The organism is Imperialibacter sp. (assembly GCF_040222385.1).
In the GTDB taxonomy this organism is placed as follows: Bacteria; Bacteroidota; Bacteroidia; order Cytophagales; family Cyclobacteriaceae; genus Imperialibacter.
On record NZ_JAVKDF010000017.1, the window covers coordinates 445,473 to 466,673 of the forward strand.

Annotated in this window: 21 protein-coding genes and 2 tRNA genes; 16 read left to right on the forward strand and 7 right to left on the reverse strand. The window is 48.4% G+C overall.

Annotation, left to right across the window (positions count from 1 at the left end; all coding sequences use genetic code 11):
* Window positions 1-64 precede the first annotated feature (64 nt).
* The 5 genes from RIG68_RS05630 to RIG68_RS05650 all read right to left on the reverse strand — a co-directional run bounded on the left by RIG68_RS05630 (window position 65) and on the right by RIG68_RS05650 (window position 5,718).
* The gene (locus RIG68_RS05630; RefSeq protein WP_350119646.1) at window positions 65-2,263 is read right to left on the reverse strand and encodes a TonB-dependent receptor; all 2,199 of its coding nucleotides are present in this window, start codon (window positions 2,261-2,263) and stop codon (window positions 65-67) included.
* A gap of 41 nt (window positions 2,264-2,304) precedes the next feature.
* Window positions 2,305-3,354: an ArsO family NAD(P)H-dependent flavin-containing monooxygenase gene (locus tag RIG68_RS05635; protein ID WP_350119649.1), complete on the reverse strand. Its 1,050-nt coding sequence runs from the start codon at window positions 3,352-3,354 to the stop codon at window positions 2,305-2,307.
* A 38-nt stretch (window positions 3,355-3,392) separates the two neighbouring features.
* Entirely contained in the window at window positions 3,393-4,307 is a 915-nt protein-coding gene (locus RIG68_RS05640) for a sterol desaturase family protein (protein ID WP_350119652.1), read from the reverse strand.
* A 26-nt stretch (window positions 4,308-4,333) separates the two neighbouring features.
* Complete coding sequence (locus RIG68_RS05645) at window positions 4,334-4,792, reverse strand: rhodanese-like domain-containing protein (protein WP_350119655.1); 459 nt, start codon at window positions 4,790-4,792, stop codon at window positions 4,334-4,336.
* Window positions 4,793-4,917: 125 nt separating this feature from the next.
* Window positions 4,918-5,718, reverse strand: coding sequence for a sulfite exporter TauE/SafE family protein (locus RIG68_RS05650; RefSeq protein WP_350119658.1), 801 nt, complete (start codon window positions 5,716-5,718; stop codon window positions 4,918-4,920).
* A 215-nt stretch (window positions 5,719-5,933) separates the two neighbouring features.
* Between RIG68_RS05650 and RIG68_RS05655 the strand changes: the two genes are divergently transcribed.
* From RIG68_RS05655 to RIG68_RS05715, 13 genes are all read left to right on the forward strand, one after another.
* Entirely contained in the window at window positions 5,934-6,827 is an 894-nt protein-coding gene (locus RIG68_RS05655; RefSeq protein ID WP_350119661.1) for a DUF542 domain-containing protein, read from the forward strand.
* A 66-nt stretch (window positions 6,828-6,893) separates the two neighbouring features.
* Window positions 6,894-7,487 (forward strand): Crp/Fnr family transcriptional regulator, encoded by a 594-nt coding sequence (locus RIG68_RS05660; RefSeq protein ID WP_226940632.1) that lies wholly within the window; start codon window positions 6,894-6,896, stop codon window positions 7,485-7,487.
* Window positions 7,488-7,720: 233 nt separating this feature from the next.
* Window positions 7,721-8,197, forward strand: coding sequence for a c-type cytochrome (locus RIG68_RS05665; RefSeq protein WP_152001618.1), 477 nt, complete (start codon window positions 7,721-7,723; stop codon window positions 8,195-8,197).
* A 7-nt stretch (window positions 8,198-8,204) separates the two neighbouring features.
* Complete coding sequence (locus RIG68_RS05670) at window positions 8,205-8,771, forward strand: fasciclin domain-containing protein (RefSeq protein WP_350119664.1); 567 nt, start codon at window positions 8,205-8,207, stop codon at window positions 8,769-8,771.
* A gap of 18 nt (window positions 8,772-8,789) precedes the next feature.
* Window positions 8,790-10,745: a Sec-dependent nitrous-oxide reductase gene (gene nosZ / locus RIG68_RS05675; protein ID WP_350119667.1), complete on the forward strand. Its 1,956-nt coding sequence runs from the start codon at window positions 8,790-8,792 to the stop codon at window positions 10,743-10,745.
* A 70-nt stretch (window positions 10,746-10,815) separates the two neighbouring features.
* Complete coding sequence (locus RIG68_RS05680; protein ID WP_350119670.1) at window positions 10,816-11,871, forward strand: nitrous oxide reductase accessory protein NosL; 1,056 nt, start codon at window positions 10,816-10,818, stop codon at window positions 11,869-11,871.
* Window positions 11,868-13,133, forward strand: coding sequence for a nitrous oxide reductase family maturation protein NosD (locus RIG68_RS05685; protein ID WP_350119673.1), 1,266 nt, complete (start codon window positions 11,868-11,870; stop codon window positions 13,131-13,133). The genes RIG68_RS05680 and RIG68_RS05685 overlap by 4 nt, the downstream gene beginning before the upstream one ends.
* Entirely contained in the window at window positions 13,108-13,833 is a 726-nt protein-coding gene (locus RIG68_RS05690; protein ID WP_350119676.1) for an ABC transporter ATP-binding protein, read from the forward strand. Before RIG68_RS05685 ends, RIG68_RS05690 begins: the two co-directional genes overlap by 26 nt.
* 10 nt (window positions 13,834-13,843) lie before the next feature.
* Window positions 13,844-14,626, forward strand: coding sequence for an ABC transporter permease (locus tag RIG68_RS05695; RefSeq protein ID WP_350119679.1), 783 nt, complete (start codon window positions 13,844-13,846; stop codon window positions 14,624-14,626).
* Window position 14,627: 1 nt separating this feature from the next.
* Window positions 14,628-15,689: a DUF8744 domain-containing protein gene (locus RIG68_RS05700; RefSeq protein WP_350119682.1), complete on the forward strand. Its 1,062-nt coding sequence runs from the start codon at window positions 14,628-14,630 to the stop codon at window positions 15,687-15,689.
* Window positions 15,676-16,887, forward strand: a complete 1,212-nt coding sequence (locus tag RIG68_RS05705) for a hypothetical protein (RefSeq protein WP_350119684.1) — start codon at window positions 15,676-15,678, stop codon at window positions 16,885-16,887. The genes RIG68_RS05700 and RIG68_RS05705 overlap by 14 nt, the downstream gene beginning before the upstream one ends.
* A 125-nt stretch (window positions 16,888-17,012) precedes the next feature.
* Window positions 17,013-17,088, forward strand: a tRNA-Gly gene (locus RIG68_RS05710).
* A 49-nt stretch (window positions 17,089-17,137) separates the two neighbouring features.
* Window positions 17,138-17,223 (forward strand) — tRNA-Leu (locus RIG68_RS05715).
* Between the two features lie 68 nt (window positions 17,224-17,291).
* Here the strand turns inward: RIG68_RS05715 and RIG68_RS05720 are convergent.
* Window positions 17,292-17,444 carry a hypothetical protein gene (locus RIG68_RS05720; protein WP_350119687.1) on the reverse strand — a complete coding sequence of 51 codons (153 nt, stop codon included), beginning with the start codon at window positions 17,442-17,444 and terminating at the stop codon, window positions 17,292-17,294.
* A 45-nt stretch (window positions 17,445-17,489) separates the two neighbouring features.
* Between RIG68_RS05720 and RIG68_RS05725 the strand changes: the two genes are divergently transcribed.
* From RIG68_RS05725 to RIG68_RS05735, 3 genes are read left to right on the forward strand one after another with little or no spacing between them, the layout of a single operon-like run.
* On the forward strand, window positions 17,490-17,885 hold the full coding sequence (locus RIG68_RS05725) for a type II toxin-antitoxin system RelE/ParE family toxin (RefSeq protein WP_350119690.1): 396 nt from the start codon (window positions 17,490-17,492) through the stop codon (window positions 17,883-17,885).
* Entirely contained in the window at window positions 17,869-18,213 is a 345-nt protein-coding gene (locus RIG68_RS05730; RefSeq protein ID WP_350119692.1) for a helix-turn-helix domain-containing protein, read from the forward strand. Before RIG68_RS05725 ends, RIG68_RS05730 begins: the two co-directional genes overlap by 17 nt.
* Window positions 18,214-18,227: 14 nt before the next feature.
* Window positions 18,228-18,407, forward strand: coding sequence for a hypothetical protein (locus RIG68_RS05735; RefSeq protein ID WP_350119695.1), 180 nt, complete (start codon window positions 18,228-18,230; stop codon window positions 18,405-18,407).
* 110 nt (window positions 18,408-18,517) lie between these two features.
* On the opposite strand, the gene mutS is transcribed toward RIG68_RS05735, so the two are convergent.
* On the reverse strand, window positions 18,518-21,136 hold the full coding sequence (gene mutS / locus RIG68_RS05740) for a DNA mismatch repair protein MutS (RefSeq protein WP_350119698.1): 2,619 nt from the start codon (window positions 21,134-21,136) through the stop codon (window positions 18,518-18,520).
* Window positions 21,137-21,201: the final 65 nt, after the last annotated feature.

Below are 21,201 nucleotides of genomic sequence, written 5' to 3' on the forward strand. Positions count from 1 at the left end.
GAAAAAAAATTCCTTATTCAAAGAAGTAATATCACTTATCGATGTAATAAATGCCGCTGGGTTTTCAAAAGTGAAAGATAAAACCTCCATTTGAAACAAATCCGTCGGTAGGAGCCCAAACCTCAGCAAAAGCAGGGTTGTTGTAAGGGGGAGTTACCATGGACTGATACCTCGATTGGCGGGTGTCAGTAAAATTTTCAAAGTTGAGGAACACACTAAACTTCTCCCATTCCTTCATAGCCATTATGCCCATGATCCAGAAGTCCGGTGTAGATGACCTGTCGTATCGGTACTGGCTTCCCGTATAGTAAAGCTCGTAGCCGATACGAAACGACTCATGTTTTTCGTACATCACCACGAAGCCTGCCGCATGCTTTGGTGTTATTGCCTTCTGTCGGTAGCCAGACCCATCATCAACATTTACCTGAGTGAGAGAGTACTGCAAGAATAGTTTCCAATGATCATATCCAAGCTTCAGATTGCTTTCAAAGCCTTTGCTCACGACAGGCTCTTGCCTGTTGGAAAGGTAATAATTAGTAAAGCCAGCCATCTCGGCCTCATCCAGGAATACTGGCTTGTCGAGCTGAGTGACGAAGAAGAGCTGGTTGGCCGACAAGGTCCAGTCATCTCCCAGAGCAATTCGGAAATTGACATCAAAATTTGAGCCCCACGACCTTTCCATTTCGGGCTGCTGATTGAGGGCGTTGTAAGGCAGCACCCTGGTGAAGGCCCTTTGCTCCGCCTCCTCAAGGAATATGGTTGGAAGCTTGTAACCTCTTCCACCTCCCAGGCGCATGGTCAACTCCTTTGATGGTTTGACCATCCAGGAAAGACGGGGAAGTAAAACAGCGCCATACTCATTGTTAAAATCCGTACGAAGACCCAACTCCAGGGTATTTTGCTCAGAAACTTCCCAGGTGTCTTGTGCAAATACCCCAGCTGTCAAAAAGTTGTATGATCTGTCCACATCTCCCAAACCAGGTACAAAGCTCTCTCCGGGATCGAAAAAATTGTCCGACACCAGGTTTATACCCGCAACCAGTTCATGCTTCGCTACCTTAAAGTTATAAGCCAACTCAGAAAATGAAGCCAACTGCTCACCATAAAAACTATAAATTGGAGAGTCGATATTCCTGGCAAACAGGTTGACACTATTTTTGAAAGACCACTGTGAACCGTTCGAAGTCTGATGCACAAAGTTGATCAACGACCCGAGCCTTCCGGTGTAGTTTTCTTCACTAAAACTACGGCCGCCTACGCCTTCATTTTCAATCGCTGCTATGTCTCCTCCTTCTCTGGCCTCATATGAGCTGTTCAACCCGATGCTCAGCGTAGTGTGTTCCGATGGGTAGAAAAATATTTTTGGGTTCAGGGCAATGCTGCGTACTCTGGGAATATCTGAAAAATCGTCGTTGTTTGGGTCGTATGGCTGCTGGCGATTGGCAGAAGCATAGAGCGTAAAGCCCCTCTTTTCATTTCGGCCCGAGAGGAAAGTATTGAGTGTGGTGCCGCCCGCTGTAGTTTGGTTGAGCATGATACTCCGCTCCGGCTCGCTACCCGGTGTTTTTGAGACCAGGTTTACCAAACCAGCAATAGCACCTCCGCCATAAAGGGTAGAGGCGCTGCCTTTGATGACCTCCACCTGCCGAAGATCGAGAGGGGGAATTTGCATGATGCTCAAGCCGCTGGAAAAGCCACCATACAAAGGGAGTCCGTCCCTGAGAAGCTGCGTGTAACGGCCATCCAGTCCCTGTATTCGAAGGGTTTGGTTGGCTGAGTTGGTGGAAGTCTGCTGCATTTGAATGCCTGAACTTTCTCTCAACAGCATAGCAATGTTTGTGGAGTTCATGGCGGCCTTTTCATCCAGTTCTTCCCCGGAGATTACCTCCATCCTAATAGGGATGTCCTCAATGGTTCTGCTGCTACGGGTAGCTGTAACGATTACCTCCTCAAGCTCTTCTTCTGGTTCCAAATTGAAAACCAATTCGGTCATACCTGCTACTACCTTTTTTCTTTGGGAAGAATAGCCGACGAACGATGCCACTAAACTTATTGGCTCAGTACCGGAAATAGTAATTTGGCCCTCTCCATTTAAGTCGGTTATCGTTCCCTGGGTGGTTCCTGCTATTTGAATAGTAGCCCCGACCAGTGGTTCTTGTGTATCGGCATCGAGCACACTGACTTTAAGAATGGACTGTGCGGAAAGCTCAGCGGCGAAAAACAAGACCCCAAAGAAAAAAGCATAAAAGAAAGACCGTTTCATCCGGCAAAGGTAGGTAGGCAGTATTTGCAACAAAACAGTATTTACACGTATTCTTTGATTTCTTCTACGGTAGTTTTAGCCGACCTCCCCACGCCGATAAGCGTAGCCGAGGCGAAGCCCGTCCATTGTCCGTAACCCACCAACCAAAGGCCTGGCACGTCGGCCGACCGGGTGGCAACCGTTGCCACTTTCCCCATACTAACATTGAGAGCCAAGCCCTTGAGGTGATCCAACGCAGGCCGAAACCCGGTGCAGAAAATCACACTGTCGACGAGCAGCTCCTGGCCATTCACCAACATAATTCCCAGATCCGTGAAATGATCGATTGGCGGGTAAGCCTGCTCCAATACTCCTCTTTTCCAGGCTTCTTTTACTGGGGGAACCATCACCACATCCCCCAGCGACGGCGGAGTGAATTCCCTCCCTGCCTTTTTGGCCTCGTACATTTGAGTGGCTGCATCGAAAAGATAACGTCCGTCTACCTCATCAGGAAGGAACTTCGTCGGCTTTGACGTGACCCAAAAAGTTTGCGCCACCTTGCTCACTTCAGCAAGTATCTGGGCACCAGAATTGCCCTCGCCTACAATTGCTACCTGTTGGCTCTTGAATGGATCCGGCCTTTTGTAAGCAGAGGAATGGAAAACCTTCCCTTTGAATCTGTCTCTTCCGGGCAACTCCGGGACCCACGGATTGGCGAATGACCCGGTGGCAGACACAACCGCCTTCGACTGGTAAGTTCCTTTGCTGGTAACAATATCAAAAAGCCCGCCTGCCTTTTTCACGTCTATAACCGTCACCTCTCTTTGTATAGCGAACTTATATTTCTCCTCGTACTTTCTCAGGTAATCAATCGTTTCGCTGCGGGTGGGATAATAGTCGGGGCCGCCCGTCATGAGTACGCCGGGTAGTGAACTCCATTGGGCAGGAGAAAATAATCGGAGTGAATACCAGTAGTGTTGCCAGCTTCCACCTACGTCATCGCTGGCGTCAAGAACAACGTAATTTAAGCCGGCCCTATTCAGATAATAAGCTACAGCAAGGCCACTTTGCCCTCCGCCAATCACAATGACGTCGTACACAGTTGGAGTCATCCTGCAAAGAAAAGAATTTGTGAGGAAAAGGAGCGCAGTTACTTCGTGGGCTCTTTGTCAGCACTCACTTTCTCCTTCTTGTGCTCCGGCACTATTCCATGAAGGTTCTGCCCCACAAAATCGTGCGGAAATTGCTCCACGCCGGGGAAACCCAGCTTAATGTCCCGACCGTCGTAAGGAATATAATCCGTTTTGAACAGATAGTCCCAAATACTCAGCGTAATCCCAAAATTAACCCCATAGCCCCTCTCCCTGGGAAGGTCGTATGCATGATGCCAGATGTGCATCTGAGGATTGTTGAAAAAGTACTTGAAAGGCCCCAACGGCACTTTGATATTGGAGTGGTTGAAATGCCCAACAGCAAGAGTGAAAATGTGAATGATAAAGAAGTCTCTCAACCCAATGCCGATCAGTGCCAACGGAATGTACTCAATGGTTCGATACACTACGTTTTCCATCCAATGGTAGCGAAGGTGTGCTGCAAAGCCCATTTGCTCAACCGAATGATGAACCTTATGAAACCCCCAAAGCCATGGTGACCGGTGCAGCAACCGGTGCACCCACCATTGCACAAAGTCCCGCACCACAAACCCAATCAGCAGGTGCGACCACATGGGCCACTTCATTACCTCAAAAGCCAAAAGGTTGTTGATACCGATGGCTGCCAGGGCGTCGTTAAAAAGATTGACAACCGAGTTGGAAACAGCATTGTAAATGATGAGCGAAAAGAGGAAGAAGTTAAAGAACATGTAAAAGAAGTCCAGCCAGAAGTCCTTTCTGAAGCTGGGCTGATCCTTGCGCCAGGGCTTCACCCATTCGAGGACGAAGAAAAAGGCGGATACCAGCAGCAGCCAGTAAAAATAATTGTGCCAGCTGGGGTGTAAAATCTCATTGACCAGATAGTTCCAGTAACCTGTATACGAGCCAACAATGATGTTCCAATACTTTTCCACGTTCTCTTAGCTGATTTAACTAACTACTACTGCTTTTCGGTGGCAAGCCCGCTGGCGTTCCATGAAATTATTCCGCCCTCCAACTCATAAATTTGTTTGAAACCCAAGTCTTGAAATACTTTGGCGGCCCTTGCGCTTCTGCCTCCAACCTTGCAATAAACTGCCACAGGCTTATTGGGATCAAGTTTGGCAGCCATTTCTTCAAAATTGGTGGTGTTGTAATCGATGTTCATGGCATTAGGAATTTTACCACTAGCCACCTCTCCGGCTGTTCTCACATCTACAAGCTGAACTTCTGCTTCCTTCACTTTCTCGGCAAAGTCTGGCGCATTAAGCTGAACGATCTTTGCGGGTGTCTGAACTGCTGGCTTGGTAACCACTTCCGAGGCAGCCTCCTTCTCTGTGGAAGACGAGCTGCATGCTGTGCCTATGGCTGAAACAAAAAGAAAAGCTAGCGATGCAACGATGTTTGTACTGGTTTTCATATCTCTTGTTTAAAATTGATCTGTTTTATTGGTAACACATGTAAATGTAACAAAGTTGAGATTTTCGAAGAGGCTTCTACCGAAGTTAGCAGCAGTAGCTTCTCCAGTCTCGCCAGGGTGTATCATCAGAATATAAGTTCTTTGGTAAGGATAAAAACAGCCATAACAAACACGAAATAGCCAAAGCCCTTTTTTAGAGCTGCCCCTGATATGAACCGGGAAAGGTACTCTCCCAAAAAAAGCCCCCCGATAGACAAACTGGTAAATATGAGCATAAATGACCAATCGATTGGCTGTGTTCCCAGGTCACCAGTGAATCCGATCAGCGATTTGGCGGCAATGATCAGCAACGAAGTGCCGACTGCCAACTTCATTGGGATATGGGCCAGCAGCACAAGTGCCGGAATGATAAGAAAGCCGCCGCCTGCCCCTACCAGACCTGTTAGCGCTCCGACCACCAGGCCTTCCACAGCAATCATCGGGTAATTGAAGGATAGCTCCTCTTCTATCGTCTTGTTTTCCTTCTTGTCTCTGATCATCGACCAGGCAGCCACCAGCATAATGACGGCAAACAGCACCATTATTGCCAAGTCCTTTGTTACCGGAAATTCCCCCAAAGAGAAAACCGGATCCGGTATGGCGGGAATGACGAATTTTCTGGTGACAAAGACAGAAATGAAAGAGGGAACGGCGAATATGACAGCAGTTTTAAGACTTACCAACCTTTTTCTAAGAAAGTTGACCGACCCTACCAGGGCAGTGCTGCCGACCACAAACAAAGAATAGGCTGTCGCCAACACCGGGTCGATGTGAATCATGTACACCAGCACCGGCACGGTTAAAATGGAGCCCCCTCCTCCAATTAGCCCCAGGCTAACCCCTATAAGTATTGATGCTGCAAACCCTAAAATTTCAATAACCGGCATACTGTGTGACTCTTACTGTGACATTGTCTGAACACAAAAGTCCGAATACCAAAGGCCGCCATCAGTGACTTTGATCACTCAGTCAGAAATTATGATGCACCAGGCAAATCACATCAAAAAAAAGAGACAATCTTACTCCCGTATGACTCAAGTCATAAAATAGTAGCCTTTGATGTCGCCACATTTGACCATCAATAGTCAAAATCCAAAAACTTATGGAATCTCCCATACGCATCGATGTTTCCCTTTTGCCCCCTGCAACCCGCCACGATACCATTTTCAAAGCCTATGAAAGCCTTGATGAAGGGCAGTCGCTGGTGCTTGCCGTCGACCACGATCCTCAGCCACTTTTTTACGAATTCAGCCACAAGTATCCTAAAAGCTTTGGCTGGGATTATCTTGATAAAGGGCCTGAAAAATGGCGGGTACTCATAACCCGCCAGCAGTCGATCACCGACAGAATAGTGGCTGACCTGGTCATGGAAGACCTCAGCCTGGGCAAAGTCTTCGACGTCTATGGCATAGATTTTTGTTGTCACGGCGATATTTCTCTCGAAGAGGCCTGTCGTCGCCAAAAATTGGATATCAACGAAGTACTGGTGGCCATGAAAAAAAAGAGTGGCCCAGGTGCTTTTTGGCAGCCACATTTTGAGGAGTGGTCGGTGTCTTTACTCATTCAGTACATCCTTGAAAATCACCATAGCTGGGAAAGGCATGCACTTTCCGACATCGAAGACCTCACTATCAAAGTGGCGGATCACCATGGAGCGGACTTTCCGAATCTAAAAAAGGTGAAAGAGATGGTAGACCACCTTAAATATGCCATCATCGATCACTTCTTTGAGGAAGAGAATGAGCTCTTTCCAATGATTTTAAAGGGCTCAAAAAGTGTTGAGTTGCTCAAAGAAATCGAGAAGATGAAGGTGGAGCACGCCGAAGTGGGTGCCATACTCACAGACCTCACCCTGTTTACCAACAATTTCCAGCCTCCCCAGCAAGCATGTGGTTCATTTCGGCTGCTCTACTCAAAGCTGGGAGAGTTCAAACAGGATATTCTCCAGCATATTCATTTGGAAAACACGCTGCTCGTCGCCAAAGCTGTAGCATGACTATAATTCATAGCTGGTAAGGTTTGTGTTTAAAATACTAAGCACAAATCTTACTAAATTGGCACCATGTCAATGATTCCTGAAGAGTTGCTTACGACGTTTGGTGCGAGAAAAATTAAGCTCAACAAAGACGAGTTTCTGTTTGCAAAAGACACCGAGGCACATTTTTATTATCAGGTCTCGATGGGCACAGTCAAAATGGTTAACTACAACTACGATGGCCAGGAGTTTATTCTGGGCATGTTTAAGGCCGGGCAAAGCTTTGGTGAACCTCCCCTTTTCGGTCACTTTCCCTACCCGGCCAATGCTGTGGCTGTGGAAGATTGTGAAATATGCAAGCTGCCCAGGGACAACTTCTTCAGGCTTTTGGAGGCCAATTTTGACATCCACCGCAAATTCAACTACGAGCTTTCCAACAGGCTGCGCTACAAGGGAATGATTTTATCAGAGGTGTCTTCCTACCCGCCGGAGCATCGCATTCTTACGCTTGTCAACTATTTGAAGGCGATGATGCCCAACCAGGATCTTTTCACCGTGCCCTACACAAGGCAACAGCTGGCCGACATGACAGGGCTGCGGGTGGAAACGGTGATCCGGACCATCAAAAAAATGGAGCAGGAAGGCAAAATTAAGCTCAAGAGCCACAAAATAGTTGTCTAGTACCTTTTGCACTGAAAACCACTGCCACAGTAGGTTCAGCGGACTGCATTTGCCTTTCTCAAGGGCCAATATCTCTCGCTTTTTCAGCCTTACCCCACAATGAAACCCCATCTAACTATCAATTTTTCAGGTAGTTAAAGTTTTATCGAAAATCATGCTACTATATGATTTGGATCATAAAACCAGTGGGCAGGCTCAGTCTACCTTTACACTATCAAACAAAATAGTGTATCATGAAAAAGTATTTTTTGAAAACGTTCATATTCGCATTGCCCCTATCGATCATCCTCGCTAGCTGCGGAGAAACCAAAAAGAAAGACATCTCAGATTTCCAGGCAAAGCCAACAGAACAAGAAACCGCTAAAGCCTCAGACCCTCTGGAGAACAAAGGAATAGGGCCGGTAAAAAGCATCACGCTTGGAGAAATTGATCAAGCGCTTGCAGATGCAGGTAAGGCCATTTTCGACGCCAACTGTACTGCCTGCCACAAGGTCGACAAAAAATTCATTGGTCCATCCCCAAAAGACATCCTTAGCCGAAGATCTCCCGAATGGGTAATGAACATGATTCTCAACCCTGAGGTGATGATTCAGGAGGATCCGATTGCCAAACAGCTACTTGCCGAAGCCAACGGAGCACCTATGGCCAACCAAAACCTTACAGAGGAACAAGCCAGGCAGGTACTTGAGTACTTCCGAACCCTTAAATAATCACTTTATGAAAACACCCTTGAAATTTCTAGCCTTTGGCCTGATCACGCTCGCCGTGGCGAGCTGCTCGACGCCAACCAATAAGACCGAAGAGGCAGGTGCAGTGGTGGACGCAACGCCAAAAGGACAAGCTTCGGTGGTCGACGATGAATCTGCTAAGAACATCCTGCAAGTAGCCGCTTCATCGCCTGACCATACCACACTTGTGGCGGCTGTCACCGCTGCTCAAATAGAGCATGTGCTGGTTAACGCAGGCCCACTTACCGTTTTTGCCCCCAATAATGCTGCCTTTGAAAAATTGCCAGCCGGCACTGTCGAAAATCTGCTAAAACCAGAGAACAAAGCCCAGTTGGCTACCATTTTGACGAGGCACGCAGCACCAGGTTCCTACGATGTGGAAGCTCTGAAAAAAATGGTGGCTAAAGGCCGCACACTGTACATGGCCACCGGAGATTATCTGGAAGTGACCGTGGACGGAGGCGACGTGCTGATCAACGGGTGTAAAATCATTGGAACAATAAATACGTCAAACGGAATAATCAATGTGGTGGATCAGGTGATCCTGCCAAAATAACCTATGAATGTAAAAACTATGAAAAAGCAACATTTTATAAATAAGCTGTTTGCTCTGGTCGTTTTGGCCGGGGTTGTTACTTCGTGTGGCAGCAGCGAGAATTCCAAAGGAGCGCTGGGCAGCGACGTTGCCTCTCAGGCATATGTTACACCAGGCGAACACGATGACTTTTACGCCTTTATGTCAGGCGGGTTCAGTGGACAAATATCTGTTTACGGGTTGCCTTCGGGCCGTTTGTTCAGGGTGATCCCTGTGTTTTCGCAGGACCCTGAAAAAGGATATGGCTACAACGAGGAAACCAAGCCTATGCTCGAAACTTCGTTTGGCTTTGTGCCCTGGGACGATGCCCACCACCCCGAACTATCTCAAACAAACGGTGTTCCCGATGGTCGGTGGATCTTTATCAACGGCAACAACACACCACGCATCGCACGAATCGATCTTAAAACATTCGAAACCGCTGAGATCATAGAAATACCGAACAGCGGTGGCAACCACAGTTCTCCATTTACAACAGAGAACTCAGAATATATTGTGGCCGGCACCCGATTCAGTGTGCCTTTCCCACAGAAAGACGTAGCCATCGACACTTACAAAGAAAACTTCAAAGGCACCCTCAGCTTTATCAGCGTTGCCGAAGATGGTGACATGGACGTGGCTTTTCAAGTACTGCTGCCAGGCTATGACTACGACCTTGCTCATGCGGGCAAAGGCAAATCGCACGGCTGGATGTTCTTCACTTCTTACAACACGGAAGAGGAGCATACTCTTTTGGAAGTCAACGCTTCACAAAGAGACAAAGATTACATAGCCGCTATAAACTGGAAAAAAGCTGAAGAGTATATGGCTCAGGGCAAATTTAAAGAAATGCCTGCCAGCTATGTGGATAACCACTATGACGAAAGCAAGCAAATGGCCTTCTCAGAAACAAGGAACACTGTAAAAGTGCTGATCCCTTCAGAGTGCCCTGGCTTAGTGTATTTTCTTCCCACGCCAAAATCACCTCACGGTGTAGACGTTGACCCAACCGGAGAATTCATTGTAGGCAATGGCAAGCTTTCCAGCGACATGAGTATTCACTCCTTTGATAAAATGATCAAGGCGATTGAAGGTGAGAAATTCGAAACTACTATCGACGGCATTCCCGTGCTTCAATACGAAGAAGTGTTGAGTGGTATTGTTGCTCAACCAGGTCTGGGGCCATTGCACACCGAATTCGACGGAAAAGGCAACGCCTATACATCGTTTTTCATCTCATCGGAAATTGTAAAGTGGAACCTGGAAACAAAGGAAGTGCTTGACAGAGTGCCTGCCTACTACTCTATCGGTCACTTGATGATCCCAGGTGGCGACTCCAAAAAACCCTGGGGTAAATATGTGGTAGCTCTTAACAAGATCACAAAAGACCGGTTTCTGCCAACTGGCCCTGAGTTGACACAATCAGCTCAACTTTACGATATCTCGGGCGAAAAGATGAAACTGATTCTTGATTTCCCGACGATTGGCGAGCCGCACTATGCGCAGGGCATCGCCGCCGAACTCATTGCACCCAATTCGCTTAAGTACTATAAGCTGGAAGACAATAACCACCCCCACGCTATGAAGTCACCCAACGACTCACGTATAGTGAGAGACGGAAATGTGGTTCGGGTGTATATGGGTGCTATCAGAAGTCACTTTACTGTTGACAACCTGGAAGGGATCAAAGTAGGTGACAAGGTCTACTTCCACGTGACCAACCTTGAGCAAGACTGGGATGTTCCTCACGGATTTGCCGTGATGGGTGCCAATAATGCTGAGCTTTTAATTATGCCCGGCCAAACCGAGACACTGCTCTGGGAGCCACAACGAGAAGGGGTTTATCCTTTCTATTGCACGGACTTCTGTTCCGCACTTCACCAGGAGATGCAGGGCTATGCCCGGGTATCAGCTAAAGGCGCTACCACCGAGCTCAAGTGGAGCTTAGACGAATAAACTCATACCTTTTCAGTCGCTCTTCCTGATTCAGGGGAAGAGCGACTGCGAGGGTTAACCCCTTTCGATTATGAAAGCTAAATTCAATTACCTTTTCTTGCTGGCCATACTTTTGCCTCTTGCATTGTTTGCTTTTCCTCTCTGGAAAATCACCCTGGAAGCGGCTCAATACCCTGGAGGTATTTCCATGTACATCTGGATCAATCAGATAACTGGTGATTCGCCCAGCACGCTGCAAAATATCAATATTCTCAATCACTACGTGGGCATGCAATTTATCGTACCCGACTCTATCCCCGAGCTAAAATACTTCCCCTGGGTAGTAGGTGGCATGTCGCTTTTGGGCCTACTGTTCTTCCTGGTAAAAAAGAAATCGCTCTACCTCACGTGGGCCATGATAATGATTCTCCTTGGAGGCCTCGGTGTTTACGACTTCTACCTCTGGGAATATGACTACGGCCACAACCTCGACCCCAAAGCACCCATTAAAGTGCCAGGCATGGCTTACCAACCTCCTGTAATTGGCTCTAAAATGCTACTCAATTTCAAAGCCGATTCGTGGCCAGCAACTGGCGGGTACTTCCTGGCAGCGGGCATAGCACTTGCTCTGCTGGCATTTTGGCTGGAGAAGAAGAAAGCTAGCAAAACAGCAGTGCTTGAAAAGGCCTTGGCAATGATCGCTCTTACAACCGTTTTTGGTCTTTCGTCCTGCTCGATAACTCCACGCCCCCTTGCTCTGGGCAGCGACCATTGTCATCATTGCAAAATGAAGATCGTGCAGCCGCAATACGGAGCTGAGCTGGTTTCCAGCACCGGCAAAATCTACACCTTTGATGCCGTGGAGTGCCTGGTGCAGTACGAAGATGAAAATAACATCGACACTGACAAAATAGCTTTTGAAATGGTGGTGCCTTACGACCAGCCGGGCACACTTGTCGATGCCGCCAAATGTATATATATCAGAAGTGCCAAGCTGCCGAGCCCCATGGGCATGTACATTACAGCATTGAGCGCCGAATCCAAAATTGAGCCCATTGTTGACGGTTACGATGGAGAAATATATACTTGGGAGACACTTCAATCAGGCATAGACAATTTGCCTGGCCTTACCGCTCAGCTCCCATGAGGTTTCCTATTCGTTTCATCATCCCATTTTTAGTTATCGCCACCTTTCAGGCTTTGGGTGCAGCGCCCGACACCCTGGAGGTGGGGAAAAAATACGCTTCCATCAAGCAGGCGCTGGCCATAGCAGCATCGGGAGACGTAATAAAGGTGTTTCCTGGTGTGTACTTTGAAAACGAGGTGATCATAGACAAGCCATGCACGCTGTTGGGTGTGGGCTACCCTATTCTTGATGCCGGCCTTAAAAATGATGCGATCATTATCAGGGCGGATTCCGTCAGTATCATCGGCTTGCATATCCGAAACGTGGCCACCAACTACGTGAGAGACCTGGCGGCCATTCATGTGGAAGAAGCCCGGCACTTCAACATTCAGGACAACAAACTTGAAAACACCTTCTTTGGTATTTACCTGCAAAAGAGCCGGGACGGAAGAGTCGCCGGAAACTCCATCATCGGGCAGGCAGTGGTTGAAGCCAGCTCAGGCAATGCCATCCACCTTTGGTATTGCAAAAATGTAGAGGTAAGCAGCAACGAAGCCCGCCACCACAGGGATGGTATCTATCTGGAGTTTTCCGACAGCATCCGCATAGTGCGCAATGTGAGCCAGGACAATCTGCGATATGGCCTCCACTTTATGTTCTCCAACTACAACGACTACCTCGAAAACACCTTTCAGTCCAACGGTGCCGGAGTAGCGGTTATGTTTTCCTCTCAGATTGTGATGAAGCGAAACAGGTTTATCGACAACTGGGGTAGTGCTTCTTATGGCATACTGCTCAAGGAAATAAAAGACGGGATAATCAGCAACAACCTTTTTCAGGGCAACACCATCGGCATTTATGGAGAAAGCTCAGATAGAATGACCATCAGCCAAAACGATTTTACTGAGAACGGATATGCGCTACGAATACTCGGGAGCTGCAGAGACAACATTATTACCGAGAACAACTTTATAGACAATACCTTTGACGTAGGCACCAACGCCACGAGACAGTACAACCAATACACAAGAAACTACTGGTCGGAGTATACTGGTTACGACCTCGACAAAAACGGCCTGGGCGATGTGCCCTACCGGCCTGTGAAGCTTTTCTCTTTTGTAGTAGAAAAGGTGCCACAAGCCATTGTGCTTCTTCGAAGTCTTTTTGTTGATCTGATGAACTTCACTGAAAAAGTAACGCCGGTGTTCACGCCGCAAGACCTGTTCGACGATCAGCCACTTATGAAACCTCATCCCCATGATCAATATTCAACATCTTCATAAGTCCTTTGGCAAACTGGAAGTGCTGAAGGACATCCAACTGGAAATTCTTCCCGGAAAGGTAACGGCTGTTTTAGGGCCCAATGGCTCCGGAAAAACCACCCTGATGAAAAGCATTCTGGGCATGACCCTACCTGATAAAGGAACTATCGAGGTAAGAGGTGAACCTACCCGCCATGCATGGAACTACAGGAAACACTTGAGCTATGTGCCACAAATTGCACAGTTTCCCTCCAACCTCACAGTGCAGGAGCTGCTACAGATGATCAAAGAAGTGCGGCAGGAGCCAGCAAACGAGGATCCGTTGGTCGACCGGCTTTCTCTTCAGCCGTTTCTCGACAAAAAGCTCGGGACGCTCAGTGGTGGCACCCGGCAAAAAGTGAACCTGGTACTGGCCCTCATGTTCGATGCGCCCATCGTGCTGATGGACGAGCCCACCGCCGGGCTCGACCCCGTGGCCTTGCTCGAACTGAAGAGGCTGATCCAGGACATGCGCAAGGCAGGAAAGTGCATCGTGGTCACCACGCATATCATGCCACTCGTGGAGGAACTGGCCGACGAAATCGTGTTCCTGCTAGATGGCAAGGTATACTTCCAGGGAAGCCTGAGCGAACTATTTTCACTTACTGAAAAGAACACACTGGAAGAAGCCATCGCTCATTTTCTCATTCAACGGAAGGACAAAACGTCCGTCAACGCCTAACAAAAACGCCATGTGGAAAATATTCAAATACAGCTTTTTTGACCTCCTCCGCAGCCGGTGGACCTATTTCTATTTCCTGTTTTTCATGATTGCTACTGCCGGTCTTCTGCATTTGAGCGGGCAGGTGGCAGCAGCCATCACGAGCTTGCTCAATATTGTGGTGGTGCTTATCCCACTCATCAGCACGCTTTACGGCATTGTGTACTTCTACAACTCCTCAGAGTTTACAGAGCTACTACTGGCCCAACCTGTGAGGCGGCGCTCGATTTTCCTGGGACAATACCTGGGCCTCTTCACGTCGCTCGCCGCCAGCTTCCTGCTTGGTATACTAATTCCAGCCATCTTTCTGGGCCACTTTGAGGTCAGGCTCTGGCTTGATTTGATCTACCTGCTTGGCATCGGCACGCTGCTCACAGCCATATTTACAGCCATCGCCTTTCTCATTGCCCTCAGGCAAACCAACCGCATGAAAGGATTTGCCATAGCCATCCTTACCTGGTTGTTCCTGGCTGTTTTGTACGACGGTCTGTTTATCATCTTTCTGCTCTTTTTTGAAGACTACCCACTGGAAAAATTCTCCCTGATCGCTACCGTGCTCAATCCTATCGATCTGTCACGCACATCCCTGCTGCTGAAATTGGATATGGCAGCGCTGATGGGGTACACTGGCGCAGTATTTAACAAATTCTTTGGAACCTCTTTAGGGATGTTTGTGTCCATCTCAGCGTTGGTTCTTTGGGTGGTAGGCCCCCTGCTTAGCTTTCTGAGGGTGGCTGCCCGCAAAGATTTTTAACATGAAATCAAAGCTCCCCTTCTTTGCGTTGGCGCTTGTCGGCCTGCTGTCGGGAATTTGGGCTGGCCTGATCAGAATTGGCTTCGACCTGCCTCCTGTTGACCTGGCCACACTACACGGGCCACTCATGGTGGGTGGTTTTGTGGGAACCTTAATTGGAGTAGAAAGAAGCATACTTTCAGGCAATGGTAAATGGTGGTTCATTCCAGCGCTCTCAGGTGCAGCCATCATAGCCTGGATCGCAGGTTTCCAACAGGTGGCTCCCTACTTTCTGATTGCCGCCTCAGCTCTGCTGGTTTTACTGCAGGCTATTCTCCTCCTGTCGTCCAGCCCCACATGGGTCACTTTTGTCCAGTTCTGCGGTGCCATGTGTTTTGTCGGCGGCAACATTCGCCTGTTGTTCAATCCGCTTATGCCGGCCATTGTCCCCTTCTGGATGGGCTTTGTACTTTGCTTTATTTTAGCAACCCGGCTCTCAGAAAATCCCGCCAAAAACGTCCTCATGGGGAGCCTGATAAAGGTGGGGCTGGTCGTTTTTCTTGTCAGCCTGATCGTTCCATTTCATCTGGGTGGCTACTACCTCACAGGCGGCGGCCTGGTGGCCATAGCGCTTGGCATGATTTACATAGAGGTGCAAACCGATCAGGGCATTGAGTGGAGCTACAAAAAGTATTCTTTCACCGCCATCATACTAGGCTGGTTTTGGCTACTCACGTCAGGCATTGGCATTATGCTGTGGAAAGAGCACATTTACGGCTACGACGCCACTACGCATTCGTTCTTTGTTGGCTTCCTTTTTTCCATGGTGTTCATTCACGCTTTAGCCAAGGCCTCCTACCTTGCAGGTCTCAGCAAGCCTCCTTTTCATCCTGTTCTTTTTACCTGGCTCATTCTTCTGTCTGTCTCATTGTTGCTACGGGTCTTCGCTGCCGACATTTTGCACATCATTTCACTAAAAAAGTGGAGCGGCCTCCTCAACGGCATCAGCATATTGGGTTTTATACTGAGCCTTATTAGCATTACATTGCTCAGCAAACATCGTTCTAATCATGAGTCGGTTTGATCCTGGCAAGCGGGCCCGTTTGCCTTTGTTGTATCTTGTGATCCTCTCTGCCCTGGGGCTGCTACTTCGCTGGCAAATGGTAAGTCCGCTGCCCATCACCTATAGGTATTTTGTGCATGCCCACTCCCACACTGCCTTCATGGGGTGGGTATACAATGCACTGTTCCTTCTCATTCTCCTACATTTTGTGGGCAAAGAAAATAATGGCAAGCTCTTCCGGGGCTACTTTATCGCCCTGCAAATTGGCGTGGTAGGCATGCTTTTCAGCTTCCCTTTTGAAGGCTATGGCCCCGTGGCAATTGCCTTCAGCACGCTGCACATGGCAGTGACCATCGCCATTGCCGTATCAATATTCAAACTCATCAAAGACGACAGCACTTTAGCGGCCACCTTCTTACACTGGGCCCTCATTTATCAACTCATTTCCGGTATCGGGCCACTGATGCTGGGCCCACTTTCGGCCATGGGGCTAAAAGACAGCCCTTTGTATTCGCTATCCATCTACTTTTTCATGCATTTCCAGTTCAATGGCTGGTTTGTGCTCGCCTGCCTGGCCATTCTCTTCAGGCTGCTGGAAAGAAGCGGCTGGAGCCTCGCTGACACTGAGAGGAAATGGCTGAAATACACCTTACTGTACTCTGTTGGGCCAGCTTATGTGATGAGTGCCTTGTGGACTGACATGGGCCAGTGGAAATATGTGCTGGCGATAGCTACGGGCGTCTTACAAATAGTCGGCGTCCTGCTTTTGCTAAGGTTTGTTTGGAAGCACATGAAGCAAAATTTACTATTGTCCTGGGCCAGGCAGTGCCTTCAGTTCGGCATTACACTACTAACCGTGAAATACTTTCTGCAACTGGCAGGCAGCGTTCCCGGCATCGATAGCTGGGTGATGGCAAACAATGGGATCATCATTGCCTTCATCCATTTAATTTTTATTGGCGTGGTTAGCTTTATGCTGCTGGGTTTCTACATTTTAGGGGGCTGGATGCGCCTCACTGCCATGTCAAAAACCGGAATATTGGTCTTCTTTAGTGGTTTTGCCATCACCGAGCTAGTACTTGTAGCGCTACCCTCTTTTTCTTTGTTGGGGCTTTCTTTTCAATTTCCCTATTTTGAAACACTGGTGGTGGCAGCAGCCATTCTGTTAATTGGCAGTGTGTTAATGGCATTGGAAGTCAAGCGGTTACAGGATCAGTAGGCAATATTTTAAAAGTCGCCTGATAGTAGCTGAATAAAATGTGTGAAAAATTTCACTCAGAATATTGCAGAATCATTCCCGCTCATTATTTTTGCAATCCGTTTCCGAAAGGAGCCGGGTTAAAAGCGAAAGTAGCTCAGTTGGTAGAGCACGACCTTGCCAAGGTCGGGGTCGCGGGTTCGAATCCCGTCTTTCGCTCCAAGTCTAAAGAGTGTGAGTGTCAACATAACGCTCACACTTTTTTGTTTACGCCGGGATGGTGGAACTGGTAGACACGCAGGACTTAAAATCCTGTGACCCTTAAAGGTCGTGCGGGTTCGATCCCCGCTCCTGGTACTTGACGCCGAGCTGCAAAGTTCGGCGTTTTTTTTTGTCTCCAAATCTTGATCCCTTAGGTTGAATGTTTAGCGTATGGCTAAATAAAAAAGCAAAACTGGTTCAATAAAATCAGCTTCTAGGTTGCTCTCTCTTAGATCATTCAGTCTTTCAATAACCACTCCCACCGGAGAGTTGATCACGGTAAACATCAATTTTTCCAGCGAATCATACTTTTTCATCAAAAATGATGTTTACTTTTGTAACATTACAATGTTACGGTATAGATGCCCGAAAAAGAATACATCGCCTATAAGGGACTGGAATTTCAGATTGAATGGTACTATTCCCCAAAAGGCGAAAGTCAGGCATTGGATTACTATTTGAAGCTGGCAGCGGATGATCGCCAGAATGTTTTGAAGCTGTTTCGAATGATGGGCGAAATTGGAGCAATCAGGGACAAAACAAAGTTCCGGTTCGAGGGCGATAAGGTCTATGCTTTTAAGCCGCAGCCACACCGGTTTTTGAGTTTCTTTGTGGAGGGCAGGAAAATCATTGTTACGAATGCCTTCTGGAAGAAGCAGCAAAAGTTACCGCCGGGCGAAAAGGACAGAGCATTAAGATGCATGAACTCTTACAAAACACGAGTCAAGGAAGGCACCTACTATGAAAAAGAAAAATGAGCCAATGAGTACCTATGAGCGGGAAATGCAGAGCCCTGAATTCAAGCAAGCCTTTGATCGGGAGTATCGGGAATTTGCCCTGCAGGAACTTCTACTGAGCATGTCTGAGGGCGATGAAAAATCTGTACGCAGTCTGGCCAGGGAAGCAGGCCTGCACCCTAATGCTATTCAAAACCTGAGATCGGGCAAAACAAACGATATAAAGCTGACTACCTTTTTAAAAATTGCAGAGGCTTACGGCTACTCCCTGGAGCTGGTTAAGGGCGAGGTACATATCCCTGTTGGGTCTAAATCCCCTGGCTCCGAAGAATACCAGCTAGCGCATTAAGTGTTCGGCTGCTAGTGGATGGCAACAAATGGACAGGCTTTATTACAGCTGTCGCTTTTCTTCTTTTGAACGGGTTTTACATCAATGCGTCAGAAGCCGATGTTGTGCTGGTGATTATGCAACTGGCTGACGGGAGCCTGGCAGCAGAAGCCCTGGCATTATGGTTTGAGAAGGTAGTTATTCGGCACGCCTAGTGCTGGCAGCTACGCAGGAAATAAAAGTCGTGTGGGTTCGATCCCCGCTTCTGGTACTTGACGCCGAGCTGCAAAGTTCGGCGTTTTGGTTTTAGGGAATCTAAAAACTCTCACTTCCCCTTCAGCGTCGTAATCACCTCATTCAATTTCAGCAAAGCCTCCACCGGCGAAATGGTGTTGATGTCGATCTTGCCAAGCAGCTCCCGTACTTTCTCAAACTTAGGGTCGGCTTCAAACAAGGCAAGTTGAAAATTGGACTTCGGCATCGACTCCAATATGTCGGCCGTTTCGTCTCTGATCTTGTCTTTCTCCAGGTTGTGCATGATCTCGTTGGAGCGGATCACCACGTTGTTGGGCATGCCGGCCATTTGCGCCACATGGATACCAAAGCTGTGGTGGCTACCGCCCTCCTGTAGCTTCCTCAGAAAGATCACCCGGTTGTCCAGCTCTTTAACGGACACATTGAAGTTCTTCACCCTGGGCAGGTCATTGGCTAGCTGGTTGAGCTCGTGGTAGTGCGTGGCAAACAGCGTTTTGGCCTTGAACTTGGGGTGGTTGTGCAAATACTCCACTATCGACCAGGCAATGGAAATACCGTCGTAAGTACTGGTGCCCCGGCCAATTTCGTCCATCAGTATCAGGCTGTCACCACTCAGGTTGTTCAGAATGCTGGCTGTTTCAGTCATCTCCACCATAAAGGTCGATTCGCCCCGGCTCAGGTTGTCAGAAGCACCCACCCTTGTAAAGACTTTGTCGACGAGGCCGACATGAGCGTAAGTTGCCGGCACAAAGCAGCCCATTTGCGCCATGAGCACCACCAGCGCTGTTTGCCTGAGCAGGGCCGACTTACCAGCCATGTTCGGCCCGGTAATCACCATCACCTGCTGCGACTGGTCGTCAAGGTACACGTCGTTCGGCACGTAGATTTCGCCGACAGGTAGCTGGCTCTCAATCACCGGGTGTCGGCCCTCTTTGATGTCGATGATCCGGTCGTCGCTGATGACCGGTTTGGCGTAGCGGTTCTTTTTTGAAATGGTGGCGAACGAAGCCAGGCAGTCGATGCGGGCAAGCACCCGTGCATTCTGCTGAATGGCCTCCACATAATCGCAGGCAAACTGCACCAGCTCCAGGTACAGCCGCTGCTCTATCACCGACATTTTTTCCTCGGCCGTCAGGATTTTGTCCTCGTATTCTTTGAGCTCTGGTGTGATGTACCGCTCAGCATTTACCAGCGTCTGCTTCCGAATCCATTCGGTAGGTACCTTGTCTTTATGCGCATGTGTCACCTCCAGGTAGTAACCAAACACCTTATTAAAGGCAATTTTCAGGGAGCTGATTCCGGTGTTTTCAATCTCCCGCTGCTGTATTTTAAGCAACACATCCTTTCCGTGAAAGGCTATGTTTCGCAGCTCGTCCAGTTCCTCGTGCACACCTTCCTTTATCACGTGCCCCTGAGTGATGGAAAGTGGCGGCTCGTCTTTTAACTCCTTTTCTATTTTTTCAAGCAGAAGTTCGCAGGGGTTAAGCACGTCGCCCAACCTTTTGAGTGAAGGCGATTCCGACTCCAGCAGCAGTTCCTTTAGCGGTGCAATATGATTCAGCGCTCTCTTGAGCTGCATAAACTCCCGTGGGTTCACCCGGCCAACGGCCACTTTGGAAATCAGCCTTTCCAGGTCTCCGATGTTCTTCAGTATGTCTCTCGTCTTCTGCTGTAGTTCCTCGTTTTCATACAACTCCTCCACCACCTGTAGCCTTGCCTCTATTTCGCTCTTGTCTTTCAATGGCAGCACGAGCCACTTTCGCAAAAGCCTGGCTCCCATGGGCGTCAGCGTTTGATCCATTACATGAAACAGCGCCACACCATCGGGCTGCTGTGGGTTGATCAGCTCCAGGTTGCGAATGGTGAACTTATCGAGCCACACAAACTTCTCATCTTCAATCCTACTGATAGAGGAAATATGACTGACTTCTCTGTGCTCGGTGTCCTCCAGATATTGCAGCACTGCTCCCGCAGCGGAAACAGCCAGCGCCAGGCCATCGATACCAAAGCCTTTCAGGTTTTTGGTTTTAAAGTGTTTGGTGAGCTTCTCGAAAGAATAGTCAGGCCCATACACCCATTCGTCGAGCGCAAAGGTGGTATTATAGTCTCTGTACTTTTCCTTGAAAACCGCTTTTTGGTTTTTGGGGTAAATCACCTCAGAGGGGTCGAATCCCTGCATCAGTTTCTCCACCTGCAGGTGCGTGCCCTCAGAGGCCATAAACTCACCAGTCGACAGGTCGAGAAACGCTACTCCCGCTTTCTCTTTATCAAAGTACAGTGAAGCCAGAAAGTTATTGCTGCGTCTGTCAAGCACATTGTCGTTAAAGGAAAGTCCGGGCGTTACCAGCTCAGTCACGCCCCGCTTCACGATGCCCTTCACCATTTTCGGGTCTTCCAGCTGGTCGCAAATGGCCACTCTGTGTCCTGCTCTTACCAGCTTGGGCAAATAGTTATCGAGGGAATGGTGAGGGAACCCGGCGAGCTCAATATGAGAGGCCGAGCCATTGGCCCGTTTGGTAAGCACAATGTCGAGAATTTGGCTGGCTGTTACGGCGTCTTCACGAAAGGTCTCGTAGAAATCGCCTACTCTGAAAAGTAAAAGTGCACCGGGGTATTTCGCTTTGATGGCATTGTATTGCTTCATCAGCGGAGTTTCCGCTACCTCATTTGTACTCGCTTTTTTGGCCATGCGCTCTTTCCTGAAAAAGTTTACTTTTGCCGATACGCCGGGGACATCTTTTCCCTGAAAAAATA

Bases quoted from the DNA above. Each gene is read 5' to 3' on its own strand.
- RIG68_RS05700 (WP_350119682.1), top strand. From the start codon at position 14,628: ATGAAATCAAAGCTCCCCTTCTTTGCGTTGGCGCTTGTCGGCCTGCTG.
- nosZ (WP_350119667.1), top strand. From the start codon at position 8,790: ATGAAAAAGCAACATTTTATAAATAAGCTGTTTGCTCTGGTCGTTTTG.
- RIG68_RS05720 (WP_350119687.1), bottom strand. From the start codon at position 17,444: ATGAAAAAGTATGATTCGCTGGAAAAATTGATGTTTACCGTGATCAAC.
- RIG68_RS05685 (WP_350119673.1), top strand. From the start codon at position 11,868: ATGAGGTTTCCTATTCGTTTCATCATCCCATTTTTAGTTATCGCCACC.
- RIG68_RS05705 (WP_350119684.1), top strand. From the start codon at position 15,676: ATGAGTCGGTTTGATCCTGGCAAGCGGGCCCGTTTGCCTTTGTTGTAT.
- RIG68_RS05655 (WP_350119661.1), top strand. From the start codon at position 5,934: ATGGAATCTCCCATACGCATCGATGTTTCCCTTTTGCCCCCTGCAACC.
- RIG68_RS05665 (WP_152001618.1), top strand. From the start codon at position 7,721: ATGAAAAAGTATTTTTTGAAAACGTTCATATTCGCATTGCCCCTATCG.
- RIG68_RS05635 (WP_350119649.1), bottom strand. From the start codon at position 3,354: ATGACTCCAACTGTGTACGACGTCATTGTGATTGGCGGAGGGCAAAGT.
- RIG68_RS05730 (WP_350119692.1), top strand. From the start codon at position 17,869: ATGAAAAAGAAAAATGAGCCAATGAGTACCTATGAGCGGGAAATGCAG.
- RIG68_RS05690 (WP_350119676.1), top strand. From the start codon at position 13,108: ATGATCAATATTCAACATCTTCATAAGTCCTTTGGCAAACTGGAAGTG.
- RIG68_RS05645 (WP_350119655.1), bottom strand. From the start codon at position 4,792: ATGAAAACCAGTACAAACATCGTTGCATCGCTAGCTTTTCTTTTTGTT.
- RIG68_RS05695 (WP_350119679.1), top strand. From the start codon at position 13,844: ATGTGGAAAATATTCAAATACAGCTTTTTTGACCTCCTCCGCAGCCGG.
- RIG68_RS05660 (WP_226940632.1), top strand. From the start codon at position 6,894: ATGTCAATGATTCCTGAAGAGTTGCTTACGACGTTTGGTGCGAGAAAA.
- RIG68_RS05670 (WP_350119664.1), top strand. From the start codon at position 8,205: ATGAAAACACCCTTGAAATTTCTAGCCTTTGGCCTGATCACGCTCGCC.
- RIG68_RS05650 (WP_350119658.1), bottom strand. From the start codon at position 5,718: ATGCCGGTTATTGAAATTTTAGGGTTTGCAGCATCAATACTTATAGGG.
- RIG68_RS05680 (WP_350119670.1), top strand. From the start codon at position 10,816: ATGAAAGCTAAATTCAATTACCTTTTCTTGCTGGCCATACTTTTGCCT.
- RIG68_RS05630 (WP_350119646.1), bottom strand. From the start codon at position 2,263: ATGAAACGGTCTTTCTTTTATGCTTTTTTCTTTGGGGTCTTGTTTTTC.
- mutS (WP_350119698.1), bottom strand. From the start codon at position 21,136: ATGGCCAAAAAAGCGAGTACAAATGAGGTAGCGGAAACTCCGCTGATG.
- RIG68_RS05725 (WP_350119690.1), top strand. From the start codon at position 17,490: ATGCCCGAAAAAGAATACATCGCCTATAAGGGACTGGAATTTCAGATT.